Genomic DNA, 24,499 nt, shown 5'->3' with positions numbered 1-24,499 from the left:
TCAATCCTCCTTGGTGGCCAAGGGGTTCCTTGGGTGAGCAGGATCATGATAATAGTTATACCCAGCATGGAGTCAAGGGAGACTGGCGCGAACACGCCGGGCCTCGACCGATTCCCGGAGCCGGCACCGACGGTGCACCCAGTCAGGAGGAGCCAGCATGAGAGTTGTCGCTGATCTCGACAAGTGTCAGGGCCACGGCCTTTGCCGCATGTCCGCCCCGGACGTCTACGACGTGACGGTCGACGAGGGCCAGGTCATCGTGAAGTTCGACGGGGAGATCCCCGAGGAGCTCGAGGACGCCGCCGCGCTCGGCGTCGACTCGTGCCCGGAGATCGCGCTGACCATCGAGGACTGAGCGCCGAGGACCGGGGCTCCCGGGACTGAGTCCCCGCGTGGGTCTTGCGGCCCGCCGCCGTCCGCGAGGACGGTCGGCGGGCCTCCTCGCGTTCCTGCTGCTCGGCACCGCGGTGGCGGTGCCGACGCTGCTCGGGCTGCTCTCGGTCGAGCTCACCGCCGACCTGGGCCTCGACGATGCCCGGCTCGGCCTGGTGGTCTCCGCCTTCTGGGCGGTGACCGCGGTCGCCGCCCCGCTCGCCGGGCGCTGGGTGGACGGCCGCGGGTGGCCGGCCGGGGCGTGGTGGGGCGCCCTGCTCACCGCCGCCTGCCTGGTCGCCTGCGTGCTCCTGGTCGACTCCCTGCCCGCGCTGCTGGCGGTGGTCGCGCTCAGTGGGCTCGGCTACGCCTTCGCCTCCCCGACCAGCAACATCCTGGTGATGGCGACGGTGGCGCCCGGGCGGCAGGCCTCCGTGCTGGGCCTCAAGCAGACCGCGCCCCCGCTGCTGATGACGGTGGCCGGCGCCACCCTCCCCGCCCTCGCCCACCTGCACGGCTGGCGTCCGGCGATGGCCGTCGGCCTGGTGCTGCCGCTCGCGGTGGTGGGCGGCCTGCTGCTGGCCGCCCCGGGCACCGGGCGGGAGGCCCCGGGCGACCGCGGCCAGGCTGGGCCGGCAGCACCGGCGGCCCCGCTGCGGGCGGTCCCGGTGGTGGTCGCCGCCGGTCTCGGGACCTTCGCCGTCGCCACCCTGACCGGCTTCGCGGTGCTGAGCCTGGTCTCGGCCGGGCTGCGCCCGGTACAGGCGGCGGGCGTCGTCTCCGCGGGGAGCCTGGTGGCCGTGCTGGCGCGGGTCGCGGCCGGCTGGTGGCTGGACCGCCGTCCGGCCGACGACCTGGCGCCGCTGCTGGGCGTGATGGCCGTCGCGGTCCTCGCGCTGGCCCTGGTCGCGGCCGGCACCCTGGGCCTGGACGCCGTCCCCGACCCCGCCACCGACCCCAGCGCCGCGGGCGCTGCCGGGTGGCGCGCCCTGGTGGTCGCCGGGGTGCTCCTCAGCCTGGTCGCGGCGTGGACCTGGCCCGCGCTCCTGCTGGTCGCTCTGGTCCGTCGCTCGGCCGGGGCTGGCGCGGCCAGCGGCCTGCTCCAGCTCGGCAGCGGGGTGGGGTCGGCCGTCGGCCCAATCGGCTTCGGCCTGCTCTCCGCGGCGGGCGGTCGTGGCTGGGCCTGGGCGCTGATGGCAGTCACCACGGCGGTCGCGATGCTCCTGGTCCGGGTCGCGGCGCGCCCGTCACGAAGGGCGCCCCCGGTGGGGAGGGGCCGCCCCGGGGGGTGACAGCGCGGCTCCTCTAGTGATAATAGTGATAAGGAAATCTTGTGAGCCAGGACACGCGAGCCGGGCCGCCCCGAGAGCAGGAGGAACCATGGACTTCGCCGTGGACGAGACGCACGAGTCCATCAGGCAGGCGGTGCGAGCCATGTGCGCCCGGTTCGACGACGACTACTGGATGAAGCAGGACGACAAGCACGAGTTCCCCTGGGACTTCTACCACGCGGTGGCCGAGGCCGGCTGGCTCGGGCTGAGCATCCCGGAGGAGTACGGCGGTGGCGGCCTCGGCGTCCAGGAGGCGGCCGTCGTGGAGCGCGAGATCTCCGCCTCGGGTGCCGGCATGGCCGGCTGCTCGGCGGTCCACATCGGCATCTTCGGCTTCGAGCCCCTGATCCGCCACGGCAGCGAGAGCCTCAAGAAGCGCTTCCTGCCCCGCGCGGTCTCCGGCGACCTGCACGTCTCCTTCGCCGTCACCGAGCCGGACGCCGGCACCGACACCCTCAACCTGCAGACCGCCGCCCGCAAGGTCGACGGCGGCTGGCTCGTCTCGGGCAAGAAGGTCTGGATCACCAAGGCCCAGGAGGCGGAGCGGATGTTCCTCCTGGTCCGCACCTCCCCGCGCGAGGGCAAGGCGCACCGCGGCCTGACCCTGATGTTCGCGACCCTCGACCCCGAGGCCGTGACCATCCGCGAGATCCCCAAGCTGGGACGGCACGCGGTCGACACCAACGAGCTCTTCATCGACGACCTCTTCGTCGCCGACGAGGACGTCATCGGCGAGGTCGGCGAGGGCTTCAAGGTGATCCTGAGCGGCCTCAACGCCGAGCGGGTGATCTCCGCCAACGCGGCGCTGGGCCTCGGTGAGGCCGCGCTGCGCCGCGCCGTCGCCTACGCCAACGAGCGGATCGTCTTCGGCCGGCCGATCGGGCAGAACCAGCTGATCGCCGGTCAGCTCGCCGAGGCCCGGATCCGCCTCGACGCCGCCACCGCGATCTGCGACAAGGCGGCCTGGATGGTGGACAACGACATCCCCTGCGGCCGGGAGGCCAACATGGCCAAGTTCCTGGCCAGCGAGGCCGGCTTCAACGCCGCCGACGTCGCGATCAACGTGCACGGCGGCTACGGCTACGCGAAGGAGTACCACGTGGAGCGGTACTTCCGGGAGTCGCGCCTCAACCGGATCGCCCCGATCAGCCAGGAGATGGTCCTCAACTACGTCGCCGAGCACGTGCTCGGACTGCCCAGGTCGTACTGATGGCCGGGGTCGGGAGCGCCGACGGTCTCGAGGGCCTGCTGCCGCAGCGGGAGGCCGAGCGGCTGCTCCACGCCTACCAGCGGCTGGTCGACGCCAAGGACGTCGACGGGCTGGGCGAGCTGGTGACCCGCGACGTGCTCCTCGCCCGCAAGGGCGAGGAGACCCGCGGGCGCGAGGCGTTCCTCGACCTCTACCGCCGGTTCGCGGCCTCGGACGTCGAGGTGGCCCAGCACATGGCCACCAACGTGGAGGTCTCCCCGCTCGGCACCGGCCCCTACGACCCGGTCCGGTTCGACGCCACCTTCTGGGTGGTCACCACGCACGCCTCCGGCGAGGCCCGGATGGTCTGGGGGCGCTACCGCGACGACATGGTGCGCGACGGCGGGCGGTGGCTGATCAGCGCCAAGCGCCTCCACGTGAAGGGCACGGCGTTCCTCGACCCCTCGGCGCTGGCGCCGGCGTCGATGGAGTCGTTCGGCCCCCGCCCCGACCGACCCTGAGGAGAAGGAGAGAGACATGACGACCACCGAGGAGAGGCTGCGCCGGCTCGAGGACAGGCAGGCGATCCAGGACCTCGTGCACCTCTACGGGTTCGTGATGGACGAGCGCGACCTGCCGGGGCTGGAGAGTCTCTTCACCGCCGACGCCCACCTGACCTCGGCGGACGGGGTCTTCGACGCCCGCGGCCTCGAGACGATCGCCCAGACCTACCAGGGGCGCTACGACTCGTTGGGTGCCACCCACCACTTCATGCACTCGGTGCTCACCCGCTTCGACGAGTCGGACCCCGACCGGGCTGCCGGCCTGGTCAGCGGGCACGCCGAGCTGGTGCGCGAGGGGGAGACGATGTGGGTCGCGCTGCGCTACCACGACGTCTACCGCCGCACCGAGCGCGGCTGGCGGATCGCCGAGCGGCAGCTCGGCTACATGTACTACCTGCCCGCCTCGGAGTACGTCGAGACGATGAAGAGCGACCGGCGCACCCTGGTCTACGGCGATCCACGGCCCGCCGACTGGCCCTCGGTGCTGCACGGTGGCGATCTCGGTTGGTTGCGTTCCTTCTACCCGAACGAGGTGGGTGCATGAGCGTCACGAGCACGGACCAGGACATCGAGCGCGGCGGCGAGCGGGAGGGGTTCGAGGAGACCTTCGACGTCGTGGTGCTCGGCAGCGGGTGCGCCGGGATGATGTCGGCGCTCAGCGCCGCCGACCGGGGCGCCCGCGTCGCGCTGCTGGAGAAGGCCGACGTGCTCGGCGGCACCAGCGCGCTCTCCAGCGGGGTCGCCTGGCTGCCGGCCAACACGTACCAGGCCGAGCACGGCGTGGTCGACTCCGAGGCCGACGGCCTGGACTACCTCTCGGCGCTCTCCCACGGACTCATCCGCCCCGAGATGGCTGAGGCCTTCGTCTCGACCGTCAAGGAGATGCTCGACTGGGTCGAGGACCGCACCCCGCTGCGGATGCGCCTCGTCCCGGGCTATCCGGACTACCACCCCGAGCACCCCGGCGGGATGCCGGGCGGTGGCCGCTCGACCGAGCCCGAGCTCTTCTCCTTCCACGAGCTGGGGGAGTGGGCGGACCGTTTCCTGGGCTTCCCGCGCTCGATGTACGTCGGTGAGACGCCGGTCGGCGGCGGCACCGGCTTCCTCGAGCCCGAGGAGGCGTCCCGCCGCACCGAGCAGGCGCTCGAGGGCCTGGGCCGAGGCCTGCTCGGGGCGCTGCTGAAGGGTCTGCTCGACCGCGACGTCGCGGTGCGGACCTCGGCCGACGCCGTCCGGCTGGTCACCGACTCCGGTCGGGTCACCGGCGTGGAGCTGGCCGACGGCCGCCGGATCGGCGCGCGTCGCGGGGTGGTGCTGGCCACCGGGGGCTTCGAGCGGGATGAGCAGCTGGCCACCGCGTTCCTGCGCGGCCCGCTCAGCCACGCGCCCGGCGCCCCGACCAACACCGGCGACGGGCTGCGGATGGCCATGCGCGTCGGCGCCCAGCTCGGCGTGATGCGCGAGGCGTGGTGGGTCCCGGTCGTCACGATCCCCGGGTTCGAGGGGGAGCAGTACGCCAACCACGGCATCCAGCTGCTGCAGCGCGAGCGCACCCTGCCCCGCACGATCATGGTCAACGCGGACGGTCGGCGGTTCACCAACGAGGCCGCCAACTACAACGCGCTGGGCGCGGCGTTCCACGTCTTTCACCCGACCCGCTTCGAGTACGAGAACCAGCCCGCCTGGGCGGTCTTCGACCAGGGCTACGTCGAGATGTACGGCGGCTACGGCATCCCCGCCGGCGGTGAGATGCCGGAGTGGATGACCCGGGCCGACACCCTGGTGGAGCTGGCCGACAAGATCGGCGTCCCCGGCGAGGAGCTGGACGCCACGGTCGCCCGGTGGAACGAGCTCTGCGCCCAGGGTCGCGACACCGACCACGGTCGCGGGGACTCGGCGTACGACGGGTGGTGCGGCGACCGCAGCCACTACCCGGGGACCGCCGCCACGCTGGGTCCGATCGACCGCGGCCCCTTCTATGCCGCGCCCGTGCACTCGAGCTCGCTCGGCACCAAGGGCGGCCCGTTGACGACGCCCGACTGCGAGGTCGTCGACGTCGACGGCGACCCGATCCCCGGCCTCTACGCGGTGGGCAACGCGATGGCCGCGCCGACCGGGATGGTCTACGGCGGCGCGGGCGGCACCCTCGGGCCGGCGATGGTCTTCGGGTACCGCTGCGGGCGCGCGGTCGCGGGGGAGTGAGCGTCCCACCCTCTTGTCGGTCCTGATGTGATCTGAGACACTTTTACCAATTCATGATTACGGATATCAGGATTGGAGTCTCGGGCCCATGACGACGACCGACGAGAGGGTGGCACCCGACCTGGGTGCCCTCACCGGAGCCTGGCTGGAGCAGTTCAGGGCGGTGCTGCGCGACGGCACCACCACCGCCGTGCCGCAGCTCTTCCACGCCGACGGGTGGTGGCGCGACCTGCTCGCCCTCACCTGGGACCTGCGCACCGCCCACGGCCACGACGCCCTGGCGGCCAGGATCGAGGAGCTGCCCGCCGGACCGGTGACGCTGACCCTCACCGACGCCCCCGCCCTGGTCGAGGCGGGAGCCGAGCCCTGGGTGCAGGCCACCTTCGACCTGGAGACCCCCCTCGTCCGCGGTCGAGGGGTGCTGCGCCTGGTGCAGCGCGACGGCGCCTGGCGGGCGTGGACGCTGCTCACCGCCGCCGACGAACTGGTGGGCCACGAGGAGCTCACCGGCACCAGGCGACCGCTCGGCGGCGCGCAGGGCGCCGACCGGATGGCGCGCAGCTGGTCGGAGACGCGCCGGCGCCAGGAGGAGTTCGCCGACGGGGAGCCGGCCGTGCTCGTGGTCGGGGCCGGGCACGGCGGCCTGGGACTGGCCGCCCGCCTGGGCTGCCTCGGGGTGCCCACCCTGGTCGTCGACCGCAACGAGCGGGTCGGCGACGGGTGGCGCCACCGCTACGACTCGCTCGTGCTGCACGACCCGGTCTGGTACGACCACCTGCCGTACCTCCCCTTCCCGCCCAGCTGGCCGGTCTACACGCCCAAGGACAAGCTCGCCGACTGGCTCGAGTCCTATGCCCGGACCATGGAGCTCAACGTCTGGACCGGCACCGAGCTCGTGGAGAGCACGCACCGAGGGGCCGACGGCTGGGAGGTCACCCTGCGGCGCGGCGACGGCACGGTGCGCACGGTCCGGCCCCGCCACCTGGTGCTCGCCACCGGGGTCAGCGGCACCGAGCCCCACCTGCCCGACCTGCCGGGCGCCGAGGAGTTCACCGGCCTGGCCTGCCACTCCAAGGCGTTCCCGCGGGGCGCCGACTTCGCCGGGCGCCGGGCCGTGGTCGTCGGCAGCTGCAACAGCGGCCACGACATCGCCCAGGAGCTCTTCGAGAAGGGCGCCGAGGTGACCATGGTGCAGCGCTCGCCCACCTACGTGGTGAGCGTCGCCGGCTCCGGTCTCGCGATGACCGGGATGTACGACGAGAGCGGGCCGCCGACGGAGGTGGCCGACCTGCTGAGCGCCTCCTTCCCCTTCAACTGCGCGCCGGAGATGCACCAGGCCACCACCGCCGCGATGGCGGAGCACGACCGGGAGATGCTGGCGGGCCTGGAGCAGGCGGGCTTCCTCACCTCCTCCGGCATCGACGGCACCGGCGCGCTCCAGCTCTTCCTGCAGCGCGGCGGCGGCTACTACATCAACGTCGGCTGCTCGGAGCTGATCGCCGAGGGCAAGGTCAAGGTCCGCTCCGGGGTCGGCGTACGCCGCTTCACCCCCGGCGGCCTGGAGCTCGAGGACGGCACCGTGCTGGAGGCCGACGTCGTCGTCTTCGCCACCGGCTACAAGGGGATGCTCGCGACCGCCCGGCGGCTGCTCGGCGACGAGGTCGCCGACCGCTGCGGCCCCGTCTGGGGGCTCGACGCGGAGGGCGAGCTCCAGGGCGTGTGGCGCCGCTCCGGCCAGGAGGGTCTCTGGTTCATGGGCGGCAACCTGGCGATGGCCCGCTTCTACGGCAAGTTCCTCGCACTGCAGATCAAGGCAGACCACGAGGGGCTCCTCGAGCCCCGCACTCTCTCGGAAGGCAGGACCGCATGACCGACACCACCACCACGACCTCCACCCCCCGCCAGGGGGAGGGGCCTCTCGCGGGCAAGGTCGCCCTCATCACCGGCGCCGCTCGCGGCCAGGGCCGCAGCCACGCCCTGCGCCTGGTGCGCGACGGGGCGGCGATCATCGCCGTCGACCTCTGCGACCACATCGGCAGCCTCGACGGGTTCTACGACCTGGCCACGCCTGAGGACCTCGCCGAGACGGTGCGCCAGGTGGAGGCGGCGGGCGGGCGCATCCACGCCGCCCAGGCCGACGTGCGCGACATCGACGCGCTGACCGCTGCGGTGGACGCCGGGGTGGCCGCGCTGGGCAGCCTCGACGTCGTCGTGGCCAACGCCGGCATCTTCACCTTCGGCGAGGCGACCCACGAGGTGAGCGCCGACGCGTGGCGCGAGCTGATGGACGTCAACGTGACCGGCGTCTGGCACACCTACAAGGCGGCGGCGCCGCACCTCCTCGCCGCGGGTCCCGGCGGCTCGGTCATCATCATCGCGTCGCTGGCGGGCTTCAAGGGCCTGGCCAACGTGGCGGCGTACACGACCACCAAGCACGCGATCGTCGGCTTGATGAAGGTGCTGGCCAACGAGCTCGGCCCGCACGGCATCCGGGTCAACACCATCCACCCCAACTCCATCGACACCGACATGGTGAAGAACAGCCGGACCTACCGGCTCTTCCGCCCCGACCTGGACGAGCCGAGGGCCGAGGACGCCGAGGCGGCGTTCGCCGGGCTCAACCCGATGGGCAAGGCGTGGATCGAGCCCGAGCACGTCTCCCACGCGGTGGCCTGGCTGGCCGGGCCGGAGTCCTACTACGTGTCGGGCGGGCAGATCCCCGTCGACGGGGGCGCGTCGGTGCAGTAAGGCCGGGCTCGGCGGAATTTCCCAAGTCGTGGCGGCGCGTGGTGGACATCACGTTCAAACCATGCGCACAATATGCACGAATCGCTTCTCTCCGTGCGGGCGCACCGCCGCGCCCGCTCTCACCAAGGAGTCACCATGACTGACCGTGCCGCTCTCGAGGATCTCGCCAACCGCTACTCCCTGGCCTACGACACCGCCGATCTCGAGACGATGGAGTCGGTCTTCACCGAGGACGCCACCTTCTCGATGGTGATCGCGGGCGGTGACAAGATCTCCTTCGGACCCCGTGAGGCGATCATGAAGCTGATGCGCGACTCGATGTCGTCCCAGACCGACCAGCGCCGCCACGTCAACACCAACCTGATCGTCGAGGGCACCGAGGACGGCGTGACGAGGACCAAGCACTACCTCACCCTGATCGCCACGGAGAACGACCAGACCAACCTGCTCTCCGCGGGCCTCTACTCCTCCGAGATCGTCGAGGAGGGCGGCAGCCTGCGCTTCCGCTCGCTCCACCTGGACCTCGACAAGGCCTACTGAGCGCCACCTGCCGCCCGACGATCTCGGAGACTTCCCGGAGGACCTGCATGAACCAAGGACTCATCCCTGCCAAGTGGGCGCGCATGACCCCCCACAAGCAGGCCATCTACGACGCCGCCGACGACCGGCGCGTCACCTGGCGCGACTTCGACGAGCTCGTCCGGCGGCTGGCCAACGGCCTGCTGGCGCTCGGCCTCACCAAGGGCGACAAGGTCGCGATGCTGTCGCGCAACTGCGTCGAGTTCCAGGCGCTCTACTTCGCCGCCGGCCGGGTCGGGCTGGTCACCCAGCCCCTCAACTGGCGGCTGGCCACCCCGGCGCTCGTCGGCGTGGTCCGCGACGCCGGGCCCCGGGTGCTGATCACCCAGGGCGAGTTCGCCGAGGTCGCGACCGCCGTCGAGCGTGAGGTCGACCTGATCGCCTCGCTCTCCTTCGGCCCCGGCTCCGACGGCAGCCTCGACGAGCTGATCGCCCGGTCCTCCGACGAGGAGCCCGCGCAGAGCGCCGAGGTCGGGGAGGACGACCCGTTCTTCCTGCTCTACACCGGCGGCACCACGGGCGACTCCAAGGGCGCCCTGCACACCCACCGCAGCGCCGCGGCCGGCATGCTCAACCAGACGGTCGCGGAGCGGATCGTGCCGACCGACGTCTACATGCTGACCGGGCAGATGTACCACATCCCGATCGTGCTGGCGATGAACTACCTCAAGCACGGCTGCCCGCTGGTGCTGATGAACTTCGCGCCCAAGCTCGCCCTCGACCTGATCGAGAACGAGAAGGTCTCGGCGTTCCTCGGCGTCACCACGATGCTCAACTGGATGATGGCGGAGCCCAACTTCGCGCAGTACGACCTCTCCAGCCTGCGCAACATCCAGTACGGCGGCGGGCCGATGCCGTCCAACATTGTCCGGCAGGCGCTCGACTCCTTCCCGTGCACCCTGATCCAGGGCTACGGGCAGACCGAGGGCACCACGATGACGTTCCTCTCCCAGGAGGACCACCTCGACGCGATCAACGGGATCCACCCCGAGCGGCTCAAGTCGTGCGGCCGCGAGGGCTTCGTGACCACCGTGCGGGTCGTCGACCTCGACGGCAACGACGTGCCCCAGGACGGGAAGACCCCCGGCCAGATCATCGTCAAGAGCCCGGCCAACATGGTGGGCTACCTCAACCGCCCCGACCTGACCGCGCAGACCTTGCGGGACGGCTGGATGTGGACCGGCGACGTGGCCACCTGGGACGAGGACCGCTACGTCTTCATCGTCGACCGCGCCAAGGACATGATCATCTCGGGCGGGGAGAACATCTACTCCGTCCAGGTCGAGGAGGCCATCGCCTCGCACCCGGCCGTCCTCGAGTGTGCCGTGATCGGCGTGCCCGACGAGGAGTGGGGCGAGACGGTCAAGGGCTTCGTGGTGCTCAAGCCGGGTGCGGAGGTCACCGAGCAGGAGATCATCGACCAGGCCAAGAAGCACCTGGCGAGCTACCAGAAGCCGCGGTCGGTCGACTTCGTCGTCGAGCTGCCCAAGGCGCCCACCGGCAAGATCCTCAAGCGCGAGCTGCGCAAGCCGTTCTGGGAGGACCAGGATCGCAATGTCTGAGCCGGGAGGCTACGAGGACAGGGTCGGTCGCGAGTTCCCGGGGGGCGAGTACACGCTCGCCCCCTGGCGGGCCTGGCTGGTGGCCGACACCCTGCTCGACGACCCGTGGGACGAGGTTCCCCACCCGGTGCTGGCCTGGATGGCCGGCGTCGCCGGGAGCGGGCTGACCTGGGACGAGCTCTTCGCGTGGTTCGACGCCACCGCCGCGGACGGCCCGATGTTCGGCGAGCACCACACCACGCTGCACCGCCCCCTGGAGACCGGCGCGACCTACCAGGTCTCCGGACGGGTGGTCTCGGTCGACCGCAAGGTCGGCCGGCGTGCCGGCGCCATGGACGTGGTCGGCTACGAGCTCGACCTGCACCACGGCGGCGACCACGTGGCCCGCTGCTACAACTCGATCGTCTTCCCGCGGAGGTCGGCATGAGCGCCCCCAGCGACGTCCGGATCGGCACCACGATCCCCGAGCTCGAGCTCACCGTCGACCCGGAGAAGATGAAGGTGATGGCCGCGCTGCTGGCCGACCCCAACCCGATCCACTTCGACACCCGCGCGCTGGCCGCGCTCGGCATGGACGAGCGGCCGGTCAACCAGGGCCCGCTCAACATGGGGTACCTGCAGACCATGCTGGCCCGCTGGGCCGGCGGACGTGACCGCTTGCTCGCCTTCCGGGTGCGCTTCCAGGGCAACGTCCTGGCCGGCGACCGGGTGCGGGCCACCGGCACGGTCGCCGCGGTCGAGGAGACCGAGCGTGGCCGGGTGGCCACCTGTGACATCAGCCTGGAGGTCGTCGGTGGCGCCGTCGTGCTCTCCGGGACCGCCGACGTGCTCCTGGAGGAGAACCGATGACGACGCTGACCCACGAGCCCGAGAAGGGCCGCCTCGCCTTCCAGCTGGCCTACGGCGACACCGACACGGTGGGCATCGCCTACTTCGACATCTACTACCGCTGGATGGAGCGCTGCTACTCCACGTGGCTCTACTCCCACGGGATCCGCAGCGGCCAGATGGCCGACGACCTCGGTGTGGTCACCGTCGGCATCAGCTCGGGCTGCCGCTACGTCGACACCGTCGAGGTCTTCGACGAGATCGTCTGCCAGGCCGTCGCCGAGCGGATCGGCGCCAGCTCCTACGCGGTGGGCTTCGAGTTCACCCGGGGGGACACGCTGGTGACCAAGGGCCAGATGGTCTTCGCCTCGCGCAACCCCGGCGACTTCTCCAAGGCGGCCATCCCCGAGCGGCTGCGCAAGGTCCTCGGGGAGCTGCCGGCGCCCCGGTTCGAGGTCCAGGTGTGAGCGGGGCCGCCGGGGCCGACCCCCGGGTCCAGGGCCTCCTGGACCGCGAGGAGGTGCGCGACCTGGTGGCCCGCTACGCGCTGCGCGTCGACGACCACGACCTCGGCGCCCTCCAGGCGATGTTCCACCCCGAGGCGGTCTTCGACCGCGACGGACACCTCGCCACCGGCTGGCCGGAGATCGCGGAGATGCTGGGCGCGTCGATGCGCGGCTTCCGGCGGATGCTGCACACCCCGCACGCCGTGGTGGTCGAGACCACCGGCCCCGACGAGGCGGTGGGGAGCTCCAGCGGCCACGGCGAGCTGATCACCGGTCGGGGCGTGGTGCTGGCCGCCTACCGCTACGCCGACCGGTACGCCCGCCACGAGGGCCGCTGGGTCTTCACCCGCCGCGAGGTCCGGTTCCTCTACGCCACCTCGGCGCTGGAGTACGCCGCGACCCTGCCGGAGGTGGACCGGATCCGGTTCCCGGGTGAGCCGGCACGCAGCAGCGCGATCACCCCGGTGGGGGAGGGGCGTCCGAGCCCCGCCACATAACGAGTCAAATGATGCGCAGGGATATTGACACAACGGTGATCATGATATTCACTCATCCTTAGTACCTGTGACGCAGACCACTGTCACCCGGCCAAGGAGCGTTCCCCGATGACCGACAGCCCCTCGACCGCCCCCTCCTCCGGCGAGGAGCAGAGGCCCGTCCTCGTGGTCGGCGCCGGCCTCTCGGGGCTCTCCACCGCGCTGACCTGTGCGCTCAACGGCCGCCCGGCGCTGGTCCTCGAGGCCGCCGACCTGGTCGGCGGCGCGGCCGCCTACTCCGGCGGCCAGGTCTGGTGCGGCGACAACCACGTGGCCCGCCGCGAGGGCATCGAGGGCGACTCCAAGGCGCTGACCGAGACCTACATCCGCGACGTCGCCTCCCACCTGGCGCCCGAGGTGCTCGACGAGCAGGCGCTGCTGCGCTGGATCGACGTGTCGCCCGCCGCCATGGAGTACTTCGAGGAGAACGGCGCCATCCGCTGGACCGTGATCCCCGGTCTCGCCGACTACCACAACGAGGCCGCCGGCGCCCTCCCGCAGGGGCGCTACCTGACCAACGAGGTCATCGACGGCTCGGTGCTCGGCCCGTGGCGCGAGAAGCTGCGCTACAGCCCCTACTTCCCGGTCGGCACCACCTACCGCGACCTGCTGGAGAAGGGCCGCCGGGCGACGTACGTCGACGACGCCGGCGAGGAGCAGAGCGCGACCAAGCAGTCGCACGCCGGGCTCCCGGCCTTCGGGCTCTCCGACGGCACCGAGTTCGAGCGGGCGACCGACGCCGACCCGCTCACCTACGGCACCGGCGTGGTCGCCGGCTTCCTGGCCCGCGTGGTCGCCCACGAGCTGGTGGAGATCCGCACCGAGCACCGGGTCGTCGAGCTGATCACCGAGGAGGGCGCCGTCGTCGGCCTCCGCGCCGAGACCCCCGACGGCACCGTGGAGCTCCGCGGCCCGGTGGTGCTGGCCACCAGCACCTACGACTGGGAACCCGAGCTGGTCCACGAGATCCTCGGGCTCACCGAGGAGGACTGGGGCTCGGTCGCCCCCGAGACGCTGCGCGGCGACGGCATCAAGCTGGCCCGTCAGGTCGGCGGCGAGATCGCCCGGATCCCCGCCAACGCGACGCCGATCCTGCCCGGGTGGCGCTCGCAGGTCGGCACCGGCTTCGGCTACGGCCCGGAGTACGCGATGCCGCACTCGATGATCGTCGACCGGCACGGCAACCGTTACTGCAACGACTCCTACTGGGTCGACATCTGCCGCCGCACCCTCGACCCCGACGACAGCCACCTGCCGTTCTTCCTGGTCTGGGACGACCAGCACCGGATCAAGTACGGCCTGGCCGCGACCCCGCCCGGTGGCGACTACCCCGAGGGGTGGGTCACCTCGGCCGGCACCCTGGAGGAGCTGGGGGAGAAGCTCGGCATCGACGGCGACCAGCTCACCCGGACCGCCGAGCGGTTCAGCCAGTACGCCGAGAAGGGTGAGGACCCCGACTGGGGCCGCGGCACCGTGGACTACGTCAACAAGTTCGCCGGTGACCCGGAGAACAAGCCGAGCCCCGTGCTCGGCCCCGTCGTCCAGGCTCCCTTCCACGGCATCCGGCTGCGTTTCGTCGGCACCGGGATCGGCACCTCGGGCGTGCGCATCGACGGCGACGGACACGTCCTCGCCGAGGGCGGGGAGCCGGTTCCCGGGCTCTACGCCGCCGGGTCGGTGGCGGCACTGACCACCACCGGCACCGCCTACAACTCGGGAATCGCGCTCGGGCGCGGACTCACGCTGGCCTACCTGGTCGGTCATGAACTGTCGGGCGACCCGGTCGCGTGACACCCAAGAGTCCGCCGCTCCCGCGGCCGGACCTGCAACCTAACGAACAGTGGAGGAACGATGGGTAGAGGAGCGCAGATGCGCAAGGCGCTGCTGGCAGGCCTGGCGATGGCGACGGTGTTCGGCACCGCCGCGTGCGGCGACAGCGGCGGCGGCAGCGCGGGCGGTGGCGACGGCGGCATCGCCGACACCATCAAGATCGCCCAGGTCCAGGACCAGACCGGCACCGTGGCCTACGCCGGCCTGGGTGCCTCGGAGGGTGCCGAGCTCGCGATCGACGAGATCGAGGAGCAGGGCTTCCTCGGCGACGGCGTGACGATCGACCTGGACAAGCTCGACACCGCCGGTGAGATCGAGCGGGCGTCGAGCGAGATGAGCAAGGCGATGGGCGACCGCGACGTCTCCGCGATCATCGGCCCGGTCTCCACCCAGCAGGCCGCCACGGTCTCGCCGCTGGTGGGCCGGCAGAAGGTGCCGACGATCTTCACCCAGGCCGGTGGCGAGGGCGTCGTGACCAACGACTACACCTTCCGCGTCACCCCGCCGATGGAGTCCTACTACGCCTCGGTGATGGACTTCCTGGAGGAGGAGGGCGTCGAGACCATCTCGGTCCTCTACAACGCCACCTTCCCGACCTTCGCCGTGCTCGGTGAGGACGACGTCCCGGCGATGGCCGAGGAGCGCGGCATCGAGATCGTGCAGTCGCTGCCGGTCCAGATGACCACGCAGGACTTCTCCGGCCAGGCCCAGCAGGTCGCCAAGGAGGGCGCGGACGCGCTCGTCATGCTGCTCATCGCCCCGCAGTCGGTGACCGCGCTCGGCCAGCTCAACGACGCGGGCTACGACGGCCAGATCGTGGCCACCTCGGTCCAGGCCGCCGGCAACATCGAGGCCGCCGGCGACAACGCCAACGGTCTGGTCTACCCGGTGCCCTTCTCGGTCGCCATGGAGGACAAGACCTCGGACGCCTTCACCACGGCGTTCCAGGAGAAGTTCGACAAGGAGCCCACGCCCTACGCCGCCGACGGCTACGACGCCATGTGGTGGATCGCGCGGGCCATCAAGGCCTCGGGCGACTCCTCCCGTGAGGGGATCCGCGAGGGTCTCGCCGAGATCGCCGCCGAGGGCCTGACCGGCGCGATGGGCGAGGTGACCTTCGACGGCAACGACGCCCGGATCGACGGCGTCCTCGTGCGCTGGCAGGACGGCAAGGAGACGCTCGTCAAGTGAGTGCGACCGGGGTGCGGTCCGCAGGGACCGCACCCCGGTGATCCCGTCCCGTCAACACCGAGAGGAACCCCCGTGCAAGATCTGCTGAACGCAGCGACGCTGGGCTCGATCTATCTGCTGTTCGCGCTGGGCATGGCCTTGGTCTGGGGGACCATCGGCATCCTCAACTTCGCCCACGGCGCCACCTTCATGTTCTCGGCCTTCGTCGGCCACCTGGTCAGCCGGGAGACCGAGCTGCCCTTCCTGGGCGTGATCGCGATCGCCGTGCTGACCGGCGCGATCATCTCCTCCCTGACCATGCTGCTCGCCTTCCAACCGATCCTGAAGCGGTCCAAGAACCAGCACGCCGCCGAGATGCGGATCCTGATCGGCGGCATCGGCGTCGCCGCCATCCCGCTGGCCCTGGCACAGCGCGAGACGCGCTCGAGCCCCTTCGGCTTCAACAGCAGCTACAAGGCCGAGGTCTTCGAGGTCTTCGGTCTCCGGCTGACCACCACGTCGGCCATCATCATCGTCGCCGGCCTCGCCATGGGGATCGGCCTCACCCTCTGGCTGCGCAGGTCCCGACAGGGCCTGGCGCTGCGCGCGATCGGCGTCGACGCCGAGACCGCCGCCGGCATGGGGGTCAACCGCACCGTCCTGGCCTTCGGCACCATGGCCGTCGCCGGGGCGCTGGCCGGCCTGGCCGGGGCGCTGCTCACCTTCCAGCTCGGCGCGATCGCGCCGGAGACCGGTGACCAGCTGATCATCAAGGCGTTCGCGGTCATCGTGCTCGGCGGCCTGGGGTCGATGGCGGGCACCGTCATCGGCGCCTACGTGCTGGCCGGCGCGGAGACCTTCGTCCTCTACATGAACTGGGGGACCTGGGTGGACGCGGTCTCCTTCGGTCTCATCTTCCTGATCCTGCTCGCTCGCCCCCAGGGGCTCCTCGGCCGCAAGGAGGTGCGACGCACATGAGCGACTGGTACTACATGAACGTCGTCCTGATCCAGACGACGCTGACCACGCTGCTGCTGGCGCTGAGCATCCAGGTGCCGCTGCGCTTCGGGGTCTTCTCCTTCGCCGGGGTCGGCGCCTTCGGCGTCGGCGGCTACGGCGCCGCGATGACGATGGTCCACCTGGAGTGGTCGACCTGGCCGTCGGTGGCCGTCGGTGCGCTGGCCGCCGCCCTGGTGGTCTTCGTCCTGGGCCTGGTGGTGCGACGCCTCACCGGCCTCTACATGGGCATGGCGACCATCGCCTTCACCCTCATCGTCTCGGTCGTCGCGGTCAACGGCGGCGACCTGACCGGCGGGGCCGGCGGCCTCTACGGGGCGCTGGGCGAGATCAGCATGCTGCAGATCGTGCTGGTGGCCCTGGCGGTCGTCGCGGTCCTGGTCTGGACCGAGGCCCGCGGCCTCGGCCGGCGGATCGACACCGTCCGTGAGGACCCCGAGCTCGCCAACGCCCTGGGCATCGACGTCAACAGCTACCGGCTGATGTCGTTCGCCCTCTCGGGCCTGATCGGCGGCCTGGCCGGTGCCATCACCACCCTGCTGCGCTCGACCATCACCCCGGCCGAGGTCAACTTCCACCTGGTGATCGTGGCGCTGACCGCGATCGTGGTGGGCGGCGCCCGGTCGTGGATCGGCGCGCTGATCGGGGCGGTCATCTTCGTGTGGCTGCCCACCTGGCTCGCGTTCGTCCAGGAGTGGGAGAAGGTCGCCTACGGCTTCATCGTCGCCGCCGCCGCGATCTACCTGCCCAACGGCGTGCTCGGCGTGATCAAGGACGCCTGGCACCGCTTCCGCACCCGAGAGGAGCGCGCCCGCGTGGCCGCCCTCCTGCAAGAGAAGAGCTGAGGCAGATGACTGACACCGCAGTGCGCGCCAGGACGGCGCTGCTGGAGGTCCAGGACGTCGCGGTCCACTTCGGTGGCGTCAAGGCCGTCGACGGCATCACCCTCGAGATGCGGCCGGGCCAGATCTACGGGGTTCTCGGCCCCAACGGGTCGGGCAAGTCGACGCTGCTCGGCGCGATGACCCGGCTGACGCCGCTGACCCGCGGGCGCTTCGTGCTCGACGGGGAGGACTACACCCGCCGGCCGGCGCGCAAGGTCCACCACATGGGGATCGCCCGCACCTTCCAGACGGTGCGGCTGCTCGACGACCGCTCGGTGCGCGACAACATCCTGCTCGGCCAGGACACCCTGCCGAAGGAGACGCGCAAGGAGGCCTCGACCCGGGTGGAGGAGGTGATGGAGCGGATCGGACTGCGCGAGGTGGCGCGGATGCGCCCCGACGAGCTCTCCTACGGCATGCAGCGCCGGGTGGAGTTCGCCCGCGCCATCATCGGCCGTCCCCGGCTGCTGCTCCTCGACGAGCCGACCGCCGGCATGAACACCTCCGAGCGCGAGGAGATCGGCGCGCTGATGAAGCAGCTGCTCGAGGAGGGGATCACCCAGTTCATCGTCGAGCACGACGTGCAGATGATGGTCGACACCTGCGACTACCTCTTCGCGATGAACTTCGGCAAGCTGATCGCCCAGGGCACGCCCGCGGAGGTGGTGCGCCACCCCGACGTCCAGGAGGCCTACTTGGGGAAGGGGGCGGCCGACGATGCTTGAGGTCACCGACCTGCACGTCAACTACGGCCCGGTGAGGGCGGTGCACGGCGTCTCGTTCTCCGCCGAGGCCGGCAGCATCACGCTGGTGCTGGGCGCCAACGGCGCCGGCAAGACGACCAGCCTCCGCGCGGTCGCCGGCTTCCACAAGCCCGCCTCCGGCACGGTCACCTTCGACGGCAAGGCGACCACCGGCATCCCCGCCCACAAGGTGGTGCGCCGGGGGATGGTGCTGGTCCCGGAGGGTCGCAAGATCTTCTTCCCCCTCACGGTGGAGGAGAACCTGCGCATCGGCGGGTACGCCGCGCCCCGCGGCGGCCTGGACGCCGGCATGGAGGAGGTCTACGAGAAGTTCCCGATCCTCGGCGACCGGCGCCACTCCCAGGCCGGCCTGCTCTCCGGCGGCGAGCAGCAGATGCTGGCCTTCGGGCGGGCGCTGATGTCGAAGCCCAAGCTGATGCTGATGGACGAGCCCTCGATGGGCCTGGCGCCGACGATGGTCGAGAAGGTGCTCAGCAGCGTCCGGACGATGGCCGACGCGGGCATCGGGATCCTGATGGTCGAGCAGAACGCCGACGCCGGGCTGCGGATCGCCGACTCGGTGGTCGTGGTCAACCGCGGCGAGACCGTCTGGAGCGGCCCCGCCTCGGAGGCGCGCGGCAACAAGGCGATCGTGCACGCGATGCTGGGCGAGGCAGCGCTCGTCGACGATGCCTGAGCAGCCGGAGCAGCCGGAGCAGCCGGTCGCTGCCGCGGGGCGCCCGGGCGACAAGGACATCGAGGACCTCGCCCAGGCGCGCCTCGGCGTCGCCGAGCAGCAGCGGCTCTGGGAGGCCCAGACCGAGTGCGTGCTCTCGTTCCTCCAGGACGGGTTCCCCACCGCGGTGGTGATGAGCTTCCAGGTCGACGAGGACGGGCACTTCTGGTTCGCCACGGTCGAGGGACGCCGCCAGGTCCGCGGGGTCGACTCCGACCCGCGGGTCGCCGTGGTCGTCTCCAACACCGGGACCGACCTGCCGGGCCGCCGGATGGTGGCGCTGCGCGGGGAGGCCCGGGTGCACCGGGACCGCGAGGTGATCCGGGACAGGGTGCGCAAGCTGGCCCCCCGGCTCGCCCCCGAGGACCCCGACGCCTTCGTGCGGCTGCTCGACAGCCCCCAGCGTGTCGTGATCGAGGTGGTGCCCACCCGGGTCACCGCCTCCCACGACTCCACCCGGCTGGCCGGTGACGGTCGAGGCCGGAAGACCCAGGAGGAGAAGCCCGTTGCCGAAGACGCCTGACGTGCCGGACCTGAGCATCGGGGGGTGGCTGGCCGCCCTGGCCGCCGACCCCGCGCGCCGCGACGCCGAGATCGTCGTCGAGGACGAGGCGGCCAGCGCCGTCGAGCTCGACCGGGCCGCGAGCTCGGTGGCGGCCGGCCTGCTCGCCCTCGGGCTCGGCCCGGGCGACCGGGTCGCCGTCCTGACCAGCGCCCGGATCGCCGCCCTCCAGGCCTGGTTCGGCATCGCCCGGGCCGGGCTGGTCGAGGTCCCGCTCAACCCGGCGTCGGGCACGGTGCTGCTCCAGCACTGCCTGACCAAGTCGCGGGCCCGGGTGGTCGTCTGCGCACCCGAGCTGCTCGAGCTGCTGCAGGGCGCGGTCGAGGGCTCGTCGGTGGAGCACCTGGTGCTGCTCGACCCCGAGGAGCCGGCTGCGGCGCACGCGGCTCCGGTGGAGCTGCCGGGGCTCAGGACCAGCACCTTCGCCGACCTGCTGGCCCACCCGGCGACGGACGCCCCGGTGGTCGACCCCGGCTCGATCGCGGTGATCCTCTACACCTCGGGGACGACGGGGCCGCCCAAGGGCGTCCGGCTCTCGCACCGGGCCAACGTCAACCTGGCCCGTCACACCGTCGGGCTGATGGGCTACACCGCGGCCGACCGGCTCTACAGCGTCTTCCCGCTCTACCACTCCAACGCGCGCTACTGCTCGGTGATGACCGCCCTCGAGGCCGGCGCGCGGCTGCTGATGCACCGCCGCTTCACCGCCTCGGGCTTCTGGGACATCTGCCGTCGCGAGGGCATCACCGCCTTCAACTACCAGGGCGCGATGATGAGCATCCTGCACAAGCAGCCCGCGCTGCCCGACGACCGGGACAACCCGGTCCGGGTGGCCTTCGGCGCCCCGTGCCCGGCCGAGATCTTCGAGGCGTTCGAGGAGCGGTTCGACCTGCGGCTCACCGAGATCTACGGCAGCACCGAGTTCTCGCTGATCTGCGAGATGCCGCCGGAGCGGCGCCGGGTCGGCACCGCCGGCCAGGAGTCGCCGCTCTACCGGGTCGCCGTGGTCGACGAGAACGACGAGGCGCTGCCCCCGGGCAGCCCCGGCGAGATCGTGGCCCGGCCCAAGAACCCGGGCTGGATGTTCGACGGCTACGAGGAGGACGCGGCCGCCACCGTGCAGGCGTGGCGCAACCTGTGGTTCCACACCGGTGACCGCGGCGTCCTCGACGAGGACGGCTACCTCACCTTCCTCGACCGGATGAAGGACACCGTGCGCCGCCGGGGCGAGAACATCTCCACCTGGGAGGTGGAGCGGGTGCTCGCCGAGCACCCCGACGTCGCCCAGGTCGCCGCCTTCGGGGTGGACTCCGAGCTCTCCGAGGAGGAGGTGATGGTCGCGGTGGTCCCGGCTCCCGGCGTCCGCCTCGAGCCGAAGGAGCTGCTGGCCCACTGCGAGGGCCGGCTGACCGCCTTCGCCGTCCCGCGCTTCGTGCGCCTGGTCGACGCCCTGCCGCTCACCCCGAGCCAGCGGGTGGAGAAGTACAAGCTGCGCCAGGACGGGGTCACCCCCGACACCTACGACCGGGAGGCCTGATGAGCACCGCGCTGCCCGAGCACCTGCAGGGCTACGAGCGGTTCCGGCTGGAGTCGCTCGACTCCGGCGTGCTGCTGGTGACCATGTGCCGGCCCGAGAAGCTCAACGCGATGGACCAGCAGTGGTTCGCCGAGCTGACCAGCCTGATGCGCCGGGCCGGCAAGGACGGCGACCCGCACCGCGCGGTGGTGCTGACGGGGGAGGGGCGTGCGTTCTCCGCCGGCGGCGACATCGACATGTTCCATGGCCTGGACGGTGACGTGCACCTGGTCCGGCCCCACCTGCTGCGGGTCTACGAGGCGTTCCACGCGGTGGAGAAGTGCGCCGTCCCGGTGGTCGGCGCGGTCAACGGGATCGCCTTCGGCGGGGGCAGCGAGCTGACCCTGGCCTGCGACGTGGCGTACGCCGCGGAGTCGGCCCGGTTCTCCTTCAAGGAGGCCTCGGTGGGGCTGATGCCCGGCTACGGCATCGTCCGCGGCCCGGACGTGATCGGGCGGCACTGGACGCGCTACCTGGCCTTGAGCGGCCGCACGGTGGACGCCGCGAAGGCCCTGGAGATGGGGCTGGTGCAGGAGGTGCACGCCGACGACCGGCTGGTCGACGCGGCGGTCGAGCTGGCTGCCGAGATGGCCGGCAACTCCGCGCTCGCCGTGCAGGTCGGCAAGGCGTTCCTCAACCGGGGCACCGAGGTCGGCTACCCGGAGTCCGTCGAGGCGATCGCGCTCCTCTTCGGCACCCCGGAGCACCGCGACGCGGTCGCGGCCTTCCGGGCTCGCCGTACCTGACCCGCCCCCTCCGCGGGACGTCATCGGCCCTGGTCGCCCGGACGACCCACTCCGATGACGTCCCGGGGCCGTAGGCCCCACCCCCGCTGGACGTCATCGACCTGGGTGGCTGGGACGACCAGTGCCCATGACGCCCTAGAGCGGTGGGCCGCCCTGACCGGACGTGTCCCTATGAGCGACCCAAGTTTCGGGATCTGGATGATCGGTTGCCCACGCAGGCGTGGGACTGGCTGACCGTCATGCCTAGTACGTACCGGTCTGGGGTCAGTCCTCGTCGGTGAGGATCTCCCACGCCGTCTTCGCGTCGACGAGCTCCTGGCCGGTCAGCGTGGCCCACGACACCTCGTCGGGTGTGAGCCTGGTGCGGAGCGTCTGGAGACGGGATCGGTCTGAGCCGGTGAGGCCGGCGCGCTCGGCGAACGGGTCGTCGATGCAGGCGAGCAGGGCCACGGCGTCGCGCAGGTGGCGGTCGCGGTCACGGGTGTCGGTCTTGTAGGCGGCCGCCTTCAAGATGAGCGCCCCGAACGGGCCGGGGACCGAGACCGTGGTGAGGGCTCCGGGCTCGATCTCCAGGCGCGCGTTGATGGTGCGCCGGAGCGCTTGCGTTCCGCCCTCGATGCGGACCATGTCGCGGCCGGCGAGTCGTTGGGTGACCTTTGGTGCGTGGTGGTCGGCGACCAGGACGTCCACGACCTCCTCCTCCTGCTCGTGCTGCTGCCTCTCGGAGTCCTCGTCCGGACGTCCCGCGACCAGGTCGATCTTGCTAGTGCCGCGGAAGAAGCGGTGCGCGGTGTTGTCGCGCGGGTCGACGGCCGGACGCAGGGTGTAGCTGAGGGAGCGAAGCGCGTCCGCGGTCTCGGCAGCGATGCCGCGAGAGGTCTCGATGTGCAGCACGATGTCGACGTCGTTAGTCGGCCGCACGATCCCCAAGTTCCGGTGAATCGAGTGCAGCTGGGCCATCAGGCCGCCGACGAGGGACCACTTGTCGGTCGGCAGCACGGCGGCGATCTCGGCGACGTTCGGCCACGGGGCGGGCCAGCCACCGAGCGGGCTCGCGACGTCGATTGTCGGGCGTCTGGCGCCCGGCTGGTCAGAGTCGGTCATTCTGGCGGAACAGCTCCAGCCTGCTGAGTAGGTGGCGCTCCCCCACGCCGCGCTCGCGCGGGTCGAGGGAGGTGGCGGCGTCGACGGCGGACAGCGTCCTGTTGAAGGCCGCGAGGTACCTGACGAAGTCGACGTCCATGCGGGTGCTGCGCAGGATGATGGACCCGGTGGCGTCCTCGATCAGCCGGTAACGGTGCACGAGGTCCGCGATCTGGTCTGCGTGGACGTAGCCGTCGATGGCCGTGTCGGCCTCCACGAGCCCGAGTCGCTGGCGGCCGGGGACGACGAGGTCGTTGCGGATGCGCTCTGCGACGGAGCGATGGCCAGTGCAGGTGTAGACGATCGCGCGGTCGCGCAGCCTGATGGCCAGCTCGGTCGGGTCCGTGATCTCCCGCAGGGTGGCGCGGAGCCGGGACCGCTGGGTGTCGCCGACGTTCAGCGGGGCCACGTTGGAGAGCAGCGCGATCGCACCCCAGGCGGTGTGCTCTGCCCATGTCCGGGTTCGGCCCGAGCCGCGCTCGACGCGGTACCGCTCCACCGAGGTGCGGTCGAAGATGCCGCGGGCGATGCGCGTGATGGATCCCGACTCCGCGAGGCCGCGGACCTGGCGCGACTCGATACCCAGGAGGTCGGATACCTCTTGGGTCGTCAGGAAGTCTTTCCCCGTCGCCATAACAGAATAGTGCCTCTTCCGGAGGTTATCTGTAAAGCCGTGGGTCCCTGAGTCCAATCGGGCCCGGCAACTCCTCCGCGGGACGTCATCGGCCCTGGTTGCCCGGACGACCCACTCCGATGACGTCCCGGGGGTCCTCGCGGTCGGGGGCCGACTGGGAGAGGGTGGCGGGGGCCGTTGCCAAGCGGAAGCGTCTGAGGGTAATGTTGATCATCAACACCATCAATAGGTGGTAGGAGAGGAGCGCCCGTGGGCAGCATCGAGGTGGCCGAGCGCCGCGACGTCGTGTGGATCACCATCAACGCACCCGAGCGGCGCAACGCCTACGACCTGGACATGGCCCGCGCCATGATCACCGCGGTCGAGGACGCCGCCGAGGCCCGCGCGGTGGTCATCACCGGGGCGGCCGGCAGCTTCTGCGCCGGTGGCGCGCTGACCCAGCTCGGCGAGCCCGACCCGGCCCAGCTGCGGCGTCTTTTCACCACGTCGCTGAAGCTGCTCGACGCGATCCGCGCCTGCCCGCGCCCGGTGATCGCCGCGGTCGACGGCGCCGCCGCCGGGGGTGGCAACGAGATGGTCGTGGCCTGTGACTTCGCCATCGCCACCGAGCGCTCGACGTTCGGCCAGACCGGTCCCAAGGTCGGCTCCGCGCCGGTGCTCGGGGCGACCAACCTGATGGCGGTGCAGATCGGCGAGCGCCGGGCCAAGGAGATGGCGATGATGTGCCGTCGCTACTCCGCCGCCCAGGCCCACGAGTGGGGCCTGGTCAACGAGGTCGTCCCCGACGACGGCCTCGACGCCGCAGTGGAGCGGTGGCTCGACGAGATCGACGCGCTCAGCCCGCGCTACCTGGAGATCGCCAAGACCAGCTCCAACCAGTGGTGGAACCTGTCGAAGGACAACATGGCCGCCAACCTCGGCGCGCTGATCCAGGCGATCGGCAGCGAGGACATGCTCGAAGGAGCCAGGGCCTTCCTGGCCAAGCGCAAACCCGACTTCCGTGGCGCCCGCGCCAAGAAGTCCTGACGAGGGGTTCGAACCA

At 71.4% G+C, this 24,499-nt stretch carries 26 protein-coding genes; 24 read left to right on the top strand and 2 right to left on the bottom strand.

Features of this window, described 5'->3' with window-relative positions; all coding sequences use genetic code 11:
- Positions 1–157 precede the first annotated feature (157 nt).
- The 23 genes from AC3X7R_RS02075 (at position 158) to AC3X7R_RS01965 (ending at position 21,680) form a co-directional block, all read left to right on the top strand.
- Entirely contained in the window at positions 158–355 is a 198-nt protein-coding gene (locus AC3X7R_RS02075) for a ferredoxin (protein ID WP_489963889.1), read from the top strand.
- Positions 356–392: 37 nt separating this feature from the next.
- A complete protein-coding gene (locus tag AC3X7R_RS02070; protein ID WP_489963888.1) occupies positions 393–1,664 on the top strand; it encodes an MFS transporter in 1,272 nt (423 codons plus the stop codon).
- Between the two features lie 88 nt (positions 1,665–1,752).
- Positions 1,753–2,913: an acyl-CoA dehydrogenase family protein gene (locus AC3X7R_RS02065; RefSeq protein WP_489963887.1), complete on the top strand. Its 1,161-nt coding sequence runs from the start codon at positions 1,753–1,755 to the stop codon at positions 2,911–2,913.
- A complete protein-coding gene (locus AC3X7R_RS02060) occupies positions 2,913–3,413 on the top strand; it encodes a nuclear transport factor 2 family protein (protein WP_489963886.1) in 501 nt (166 codons plus the stop codon). Before AC3X7R_RS02065 ends, AC3X7R_RS02060 begins: the two co-directional genes overlap by 1 nt.
- 16 nt (positions 3,414–3,429) lie before the next feature.
- Complete coding sequence (locus AC3X7R_RS02055) at positions 3,430–3,999, top strand: nuclear transport factor 2 family protein (RefSeq protein ID WP_489963885.1); 570 nt, start codon at positions 3,430–3,432, stop codon at positions 3,997–3,999.
- Positions 3,996–5,657, top strand: a complete 1,662-nt coding sequence (locus AC3X7R_RS02050; protein ID WP_489963884.1) for an FAD-dependent oxidoreductase — start codon at positions 3,996–3,998, stop codon at positions 5,655–5,657. Before AC3X7R_RS02055 ends, AC3X7R_RS02050 begins: the two co-directional genes overlap by 4 nt.
- 88 nt (positions 5,658–5,745) lie before the next feature.
- Complete coding sequence (locus AC3X7R_RS02045) at positions 5,746–7,527, top strand: flavin-containing monooxygenase (RefSeq protein WP_489963883.1); 1,782 nt, start codon at positions 5,746–5,748, stop codon at positions 7,525–7,527.
- Positions 7,524–8,405 carry a mycofactocin-coupled SDR family oxidoreductase gene (locus AC3X7R_RS02040; protein ID WP_489963882.1) on the top strand — a complete coding sequence of 294 codons (882 nt, stop codon included), beginning with the start codon at positions 7,524–7,526 and terminating at the stop codon, positions 8,403–8,405. Before AC3X7R_RS02045 ends, AC3X7R_RS02040 begins: the two co-directional genes overlap by 4 nt.
- Before the next feature lie 135 nt (positions 8,406–8,540).
- The gene (locus tag AC3X7R_RS02035; protein ID WP_489963881.1) at positions 8,541–8,945 is read left to right on the top strand and encodes a nuclear transport factor 2 family protein; all 405 of its coding nucleotides are present in this window, start codon (positions 8,541–8,543) and stop codon (positions 8,943–8,945) included.
- An 83-nt stretch (positions 8,946–9,028) separates the two neighbouring features.
- A complete protein-coding gene (locus AC3X7R_RS02030) occupies positions 9,029–10,546 on the top strand; it encodes an AMP-binding protein (protein WP_489963880.1) in 1,518 nt (505 codons plus the stop codon).
- The gene (locus AC3X7R_RS02025) at positions 10,539–10,973 is read left to right on the top strand and encodes a hypothetical protein (RefSeq protein WP_489963879.1); all 435 of its coding nucleotides are present in this window, start codon (positions 10,539–10,541) and stop codon (positions 10,971–10,973) included. The genes AC3X7R_RS02030 and AC3X7R_RS02025 overlap by 8 nt, the downstream gene beginning before the upstream one ends.
- Positions 10,970–11,395, top strand: a complete 426-nt coding sequence (locus AC3X7R_RS02020; RefSeq protein WP_489963878.1) for a MaoC family dehydratase — start codon at positions 10,970–10,972, stop codon at positions 11,393–11,395. Before AC3X7R_RS02025 ends, AC3X7R_RS02020 begins: the two co-directional genes overlap by 4 nt.
- Positions 11,392–11,841, top strand: a complete 450-nt coding sequence (locus AC3X7R_RS02015; RefSeq protein ID WP_489963877.1) for an acyl-CoA thioesterase — start codon at positions 11,392–11,394, stop codon at positions 11,839–11,841. The genes AC3X7R_RS02020 and AC3X7R_RS02015 overlap by 4 nt, the downstream gene beginning before the upstream one ends.
- The gene (locus tag AC3X7R_RS02010) at positions 11,838–12,377 is read left to right on the top strand and encodes a nuclear transport factor 2 family protein (protein ID WP_489963876.1); all 540 of its coding nucleotides are present in this window, start codon (positions 11,838–11,840) and stop codon (positions 12,375–12,377) included. The genes AC3X7R_RS02015 and AC3X7R_RS02010 overlap by 4 nt, the downstream gene beginning before the upstream one ends.
- Before the next feature lie 108 nt (positions 12,378–12,485).
- Positions 12,486–14,207, top strand: a complete 1,722-nt coding sequence (locus AC3X7R_RS02005; RefSeq protein WP_489963875.1) for an FAD-dependent oxidoreductase — start codon at positions 12,486–12,488, stop codon at positions 14,205–14,207.
- A 78-nt stretch (positions 14,208–14,285) separates the two neighbouring features.
- On the top strand, positions 14,286–15,437 hold the full coding sequence (locus AC3X7R_RS02000; RefSeq protein ID WP_489963874.1) for an ABC transporter substrate-binding protein: 1,152 nt from the start codon (positions 14,286–14,288) through the stop codon (positions 15,435–15,437).
- Positions 15,438–15,509: 72 nt separating this feature from the next.
- Entirely contained in the window at positions 15,510–16,394 is an 885-nt protein-coding gene (locus AC3X7R_RS01995) for a branched-chain amino acid ABC transporter permease (protein WP_489963873.1), read from the top strand.
- Entirely contained in the window at positions 16,391–17,278 is an 888-nt protein-coding gene (locus AC3X7R_RS01990; RefSeq protein ID WP_489963872.1) for a branched-chain amino acid ABC transporter permease, read from the top strand. Before AC3X7R_RS01995 ends, AC3X7R_RS01990 begins: the two co-directional genes overlap by 4 nt.
- 5 nt (positions 17,279–17,283) lie before the next feature.
- The gene (locus tag AC3X7R_RS01985) at positions 17,284–18,042 is read left to right on the top strand and encodes an ABC transporter ATP-binding protein (RefSeq protein ID WP_489963871.1); all 759 of its coding nucleotides are present in this window, start codon (positions 17,284–17,286) and stop codon (positions 18,040–18,042) included.
- On the top strand, positions 18,035–18,757 hold the full coding sequence (locus AC3X7R_RS01980; protein WP_489963870.1) for an ABC transporter ATP-binding protein: 723 nt from the start codon (positions 18,035–18,037) through the stop codon (positions 18,755–18,757). Before AC3X7R_RS01985 ends, AC3X7R_RS01980 begins: the two co-directional genes overlap by 8 nt.
- Positions 18,750–19,319: a pyridoxamine 5'-phosphate oxidase family protein gene (locus AC3X7R_RS01975; protein WP_489963869.1), complete on the top strand. Its 570-nt coding sequence runs from the start codon at positions 18,750–18,752 to the stop codon at positions 19,317–19,319. Before AC3X7R_RS01980 ends, AC3X7R_RS01975 begins: the two co-directional genes overlap by 8 nt.
- Positions 19,303–20,895: an AMP-binding protein gene (locus AC3X7R_RS01970; protein ID WP_489963868.1), complete on the top strand. Its 1,593-nt coding sequence runs from the start codon at positions 19,303–19,305 to the stop codon at positions 20,893–20,895. The genes AC3X7R_RS01975 and AC3X7R_RS01970 overlap by 17 nt, the downstream gene beginning before the upstream one ends.
- A complete protein-coding gene (locus tag AC3X7R_RS01965) occupies positions 20,895–21,680 on the top strand; it encodes an enoyl-CoA hydratase/isomerase family protein (RefSeq protein ID WP_489963867.1) in 786 nt (261 codons plus the stop codon). Before AC3X7R_RS01970 ends, AC3X7R_RS01965 begins: the two co-directional genes overlap by 1 nt.
- A 264-nt stretch (positions 21,681–21,944) precedes the next feature.
- On the opposite strand, the gene AC3X7R_RS01960 is transcribed toward AC3X7R_RS01965, so the two are convergent.
- The gene (locus tag AC3X7R_RS01960) at positions 21,945–22,784 is read right to left on the bottom strand and encodes a hypothetical protein (protein ID WP_489963866.1); all 840 of its coding nucleotides are present in this window, start codon (positions 22,782–22,784) and stop codon (positions 21,945–21,947) included.
- Entirely contained in the window at positions 22,771–23,457 is a 687-nt protein-coding gene (locus AC3X7R_RS01955) for a type IV toxin-antitoxin system AbiEi family antitoxin domain-containing protein (RefSeq protein WP_489963865.1), read from the bottom strand. Before AC3X7R_RS01955 ends, AC3X7R_RS01960 begins: the two co-directional genes overlap by 14 nt.
- A gap of 249 nt (positions 23,458–23,706) precedes the next feature.
- Here AC3X7R_RS01955 and AC3X7R_RS01950 point away from each other — a divergent pair, with 249 nt between their 5' ends.
- Positions 23,707–24,483 carry an enoyl-CoA hydratase/isomerase family protein gene (locus tag AC3X7R_RS01950; protein WP_489963864.1) on the top strand — a complete coding sequence of 259 codons (777 nt, stop codon included), beginning with the start codon at positions 23,707–23,709 and terminating at the stop codon, positions 24,481–24,483.
- Positions 24,484–24,499: the final 16 nt, after the last annotated feature.

It is taken from the genome of Nocardioides sp. Z22_16, assembly GCF_058134365.1.
Note: the sequence above shows the minus strand (reverse complement) of the source record. Positions and strands in the feature narration are given on the sequence as shown.